Origin of the sequence: Cryobacterium fucosi (genome assembly GCF_004403515.1) — a bacterium.
Classification (GTDB): Bacteria; Actinomycetota; Actinomycetes; order Actinomycetales; family Microbacteriaceae; genus Cryobacterium; species Cryobacterium fucosi.
The window spans coordinates 1-3671 of sequence record NZ_SOHH01000008.1 but is presented as its reverse complement, the minus strand read 5'-3'; the positions used below and the strand labels follow the sequence as shown (position 1 = coordinate 3671).

Here is a 3671-nt window from a genome sequence, read left to right as displayed (position 1 = left end):
GGCGACGCTGCCGGCGCGGGCGCGGCGGCAGCGAGCGCGGCCACCTCGGCAGCCGTGCGGCGGGCCCCGTAGTGCGACACGCGCGGCAGGAACCGCCAGACGACGACAGCCCCCACCAGCATCAACCCGGCGAGCGCGACGAACGAGAGCCGCCAGCCCAGCAGGTGGCCGGCGGCCGTGGCCAGCGGAACACCGAACACGAACGCGAGGGTTCCGCCGGCAACCGTGATCGCCACGGCCCGGCCGATCTGCTCCCGGGGCACCAGGTGCGCCGCGTAGGCGCCGACCACGGCCCAGAACAGGCCGTGCGCCATGCCGCCGAGGATGCGCCCGCCCACCATGAAGGCGTAGTTCGGGGCGATCGCGGTGAGCACATTGCTGACGGCGAGGACGACCAGCACGAGCACGATCAGGCCGTGCCGGGGCAGCCGGCGGGTGAGGTGGGCGAGGGAGGTGCTCGTGAGCACCACGGTGAAGGCGAACCAGGAGACGAGCAGCCCGACCTGGGCCTCGCTGACCCCGAGGGCCCGGCTCATGTCCGGCAGCAGGCCGGTCGGCAGCATCTCGGACGTGACCGACAGGAAGACGGCGGCGGCGAGGGCGATCAGGCCCACCCAGGGGAAGGGGCCCGGCGTCTGGCCGGGGCGGCCCCGCCCGTCGGACGGGTCGGAGGATGGCAGGGTGATGGGCGCGGTGAATGACATGGTGACTGTGGCTCACAGACGGGAACAGTGGCGCCCACCGCGGTGTTGCAGCGGGGCCGGTCCGGATGGACTGCGCGCCGACGTGCGCGCCCGGGGCCGGCGTGCTGCGCCGACCACTACTCAGTGTACCCGACGTGCAATCCGGGCGGCCGGGGAGGCCGGTAGCCTAGTCGGATGACTTCCTCGCTCCCGCCCCGCGCACGTCACCACTGGGTGATCACCCTCGTCTGCGTCGACCAGCCGGGCATCGTGCACGCCGTCAGCGGCGCGATCGTGCGCGCCAGCGGCAACATCACGGAGAGCCAGCAGTTCACCAGCGCCGACACCGGCCGGTTCTTCATGCGGCTGCAGGTGGAATGCCCGGCCCCGCGCGCGGAGCTCGAGGCCGAGCTCGCGCCGGTGGTGGAGAAGTACGCGATGGAATCGGTCATCGACGTCGTCGGGCGGCCGGTCCGCACCCTCGTGCTCGCGTCAACGGCGGGCAACTGCGTCAACGATCTGTTGTTCCGCCAGCGCGGCGGCCAGCTCCCGATCGAGGTGCCCCTGGTGCTGTCCAACCACGGCACGCTGCGCGATCTGGTCGGCTTCTACGGCGTGCCGTTCGAGTCGCTGCCGATCACGGATGCCGCCAGCAAGGCCGCGTTCGAGGCCCGCGTGATCGAGGCGATCGAGGAGGAGGACATCGAACTGGTCGTGCTCGCCCGGTACATGCAGATCCTCTCCCCCGAACTGTGCGAGCTGCTCGCGGGCCGGGCCATCAACATCCACCACTCCTTCCTGCCCGGGTTCAAGGGCGCGAACCCCTACAAGCAGGCGCACGCCCGCGGCGTGAAGCTGATCGGCGCGACGGCGCACTTCGTCACCGGAGACCTCGACGAGGGACCGATCATCGAGCAGAACGTCGTGCGGGTGGACCACTCCCGTACGCCGGCCGAGCTCGTCTCGATCGGGCAGGACGAGGAAAGCCGCACGCTCACCCAGGCGGTGACCTGGTTCGCCGAGCACCGGGTGCTCCTCGACGGCGCCCGCACCATCATCTTCCGGTGAGACAGGGCCGACGGATCTCGGATTTCATTGAGCGCCGGGTCTCGACAGGCTCGACCACCGGAACGGGCTCGACCACCGGTGGTCGAGCCCGTCGAGACCCCCCTGTCGAGACCACCGGTGGTCGAGCCCGTCGAGACCACCCTGTCGAGACCCCCCTGTCGAGACCACCGGTGGTCGAGCCCGTCGAGACCCCCCCCCGTCGAGACCACCGGTGGTCGAGCCCGTCGAGACCCGGCGGCTCGGTAGGATTGGCCACGTGACAATTACCCGCGCGCAGGTCGGCGCCAACGACATCCTGCGGTTCCTGCTCGAACTGTTCGCATTCGTCACGCTCGGTTTCTGGGGCTTCGCGGCGTGGCCGCTCCCCTGGCCCGGCGTGCTCGTCGGCATCGCCGCCCCGGCCGTCGCCGTGCTGCTCTGGGCGCTCTTCCGCTCCCCCAAGGCCGTATTCACCCTCGACCCGTTCGGCAAGGCCGTCGTCGAGATCGCCGTGTTCGGCGCCGCGGCGCTCGCCTGGTGGGACCTGGGGCTGCCGCTGGTCGGCGTGGTCTTCGCCGTCGTGGCGACGGTGAGCGGCGTGCTCACCGGCCGTTCGGAACTGCGCTAGCCGGGTCAGGGCCGGCGGGCCTCGCGCGGCATCCGTGTCGCGTAGAGCGAGGTCGCGAGGAAGAACAACGCCCCGACCAGGAACGCCACCGGGTACGACAACCGGTCGGCGAGGAACCCGGCGACCAGCGGGCCGAGGATCGCGCCGAAGTCGGAGAACATCGAGAACACCGCGACGGGGCGACCGCCTCCGGCACCGGCGGCGTCACCCACCGCGGCCGCCGGCGCGGTCCCCATGAACGCCGACGCGACCCCGTAGACGCAGAGCAGCCCGGTGAGGGCGACGATGTTGGGTGCGAACGGCACCGCCATGATGGTGGCGGCCGCCAGCGCGAACGCGCCGATGATGGCCGGGCGGCGGCCCACCGTGTCGACGAACCGCGCCGCGGGGGCGAGCGCGATGGTCTGGGCCACGGCCGCGAACGCGAACGCGATCCCGGTCCACGAGCTCGGCCCCCGGAGCACCTCGACGACGAGCACCGGGATGAGCGCGTTCCGCACCCCGAAGGAGGTCCAGCCCTGCGAGAAGTTGGCCAGGCAGGCCGCCCGGAACCGGGGGTCGCGCAGCACGGTGCGGAACGGGACCCTCGGCACCGGCACACCCGACTCGTCGGCACCGGTGGGCCGGCTCGGGCCGAGCAGCAGCAGCCCGAGGATGCCGGCGACGGTCAGCGTGCCGGCGTAGAAGAAGAACGGTGCGGTCAGCGAGATCGTGGCGAGGAGGCCGCCGAGCGCGGGGCCGGCCATGCCGCCGAGGAGGAACCCGCCCTGGTAGAAGCCGATCGCCCGACCGCGGATGCCCGGCGACGTCGAGCCGAGCAACAGGGTCATCGCGGAGACCGTGAACATGGCCGAGCCGATGCCGCCGGCCCCACGCAGCAGGAGCAGCTGCGGGTAGTTCTGGGCGACGCCGACCAGCCCGCTGGAAAGCGCGACGATCCCGATTCCGGTCGCGAGGATCGCCCGTTCGCCGGCCCAGTCGATCAGCCGTCCGCAGAACGGGCTCGACACGAAGCGCATCAGCGCGAACGCGGAGACGACGGCGCCGATCTCCAGGTTGCCCACCCCGAAGCTGCGCACGTAGACCGGCAGCACGGGCACGACGACGCCGAAGCCGACCATCACGAAGAACGCGATCACGCCGAGCACGAGCACCTCGCGGGACAGGCGCGGTTTCGGGGCCGCCCCGGGCCGTGGGGCTCCTGAGCTGAGGCGGATGCGTCGCATCCCCTCAGGCTACGGCCTCGGCCGCCGCGCCCCGCACCGGCACCCGCCGCGCCCCGCACCGGCACCCCGCGCACCGGCCGACGTCGG

General features: G+C 72.3%; 4 protein-coding genes. 2 read left to right on the top strand and 2 right to left on the bottom strand.

Translation table 11 applies throughout. The annotated features are described in order from the left end of the window. Positions 1 to 704, bottom strand: a 704-nt coding sequence (locus E3T48_RS00290) for an MFS transporter (RefSeq protein ID WP_134521904.1), incomplete at its 3' end; no start/stop codon positions are given. Positions 705 to 878: 174 nt separating this feature from the next. Between E3T48_RS00290 and purU the strand changes: the two genes are divergently transcribed. Together purU and E3T48_RS00280 are read left to right on the top strand one after the other, a co-directional pair. Then, the gene (gene purU, locus E3T48_RS00285) at positions 879 to 1751 is read left to right on the top strand and encodes a formyltetrahydrofolate deformylase (RefSeq protein ID WP_134521903.1); all 873 of its coding nucleotides are present in this window, start codon (positions 879 to 881) and stop codon (positions 1749 to 1751) included. A gap of 256 nt (positions 1752 to 2007) precedes the next feature. Further along, a complete protein-coding gene (locus tag E3T48_RS00280) occupies positions 2008 to 2358 on the top strand; it encodes a YrdB family protein (RefSeq protein ID WP_241986471.1) in 351 nt (116 codons plus the stop codon). Between the two features lie 5 nt (positions 2359 to 2363). On the opposite strand, the gene E3T48_RS00275 is transcribed toward E3T48_RS00280, so the two are convergent. After that, a complete protein-coding gene (locus tag E3T48_RS00275) occupies positions 2364 to 3584 on the bottom strand; it encodes an MFS transporter (protein ID WP_134521902.1) in 1221 nt (406 codons plus the stop codon). Positions 3585 to 3671 lie beyond the last annotated feature (87 nt).

Bases quoted from the DNA above. Each gene is read 5' to 3' on its own strand.
- purU (WP_134521903.1), top strand. From the start codon at position 879: ATGACTTCCTCGCTCCCGCCCCGCGCACGTCACCACTGGGTGATCACC.
- E3T48_RS00275 (WP_134521902.1), bottom strand. From the start codon at position 3,584: ATGCGACGCATCCGCCTCAGCTCAGGAGCCCCACGGCCCGGGGCGGCC.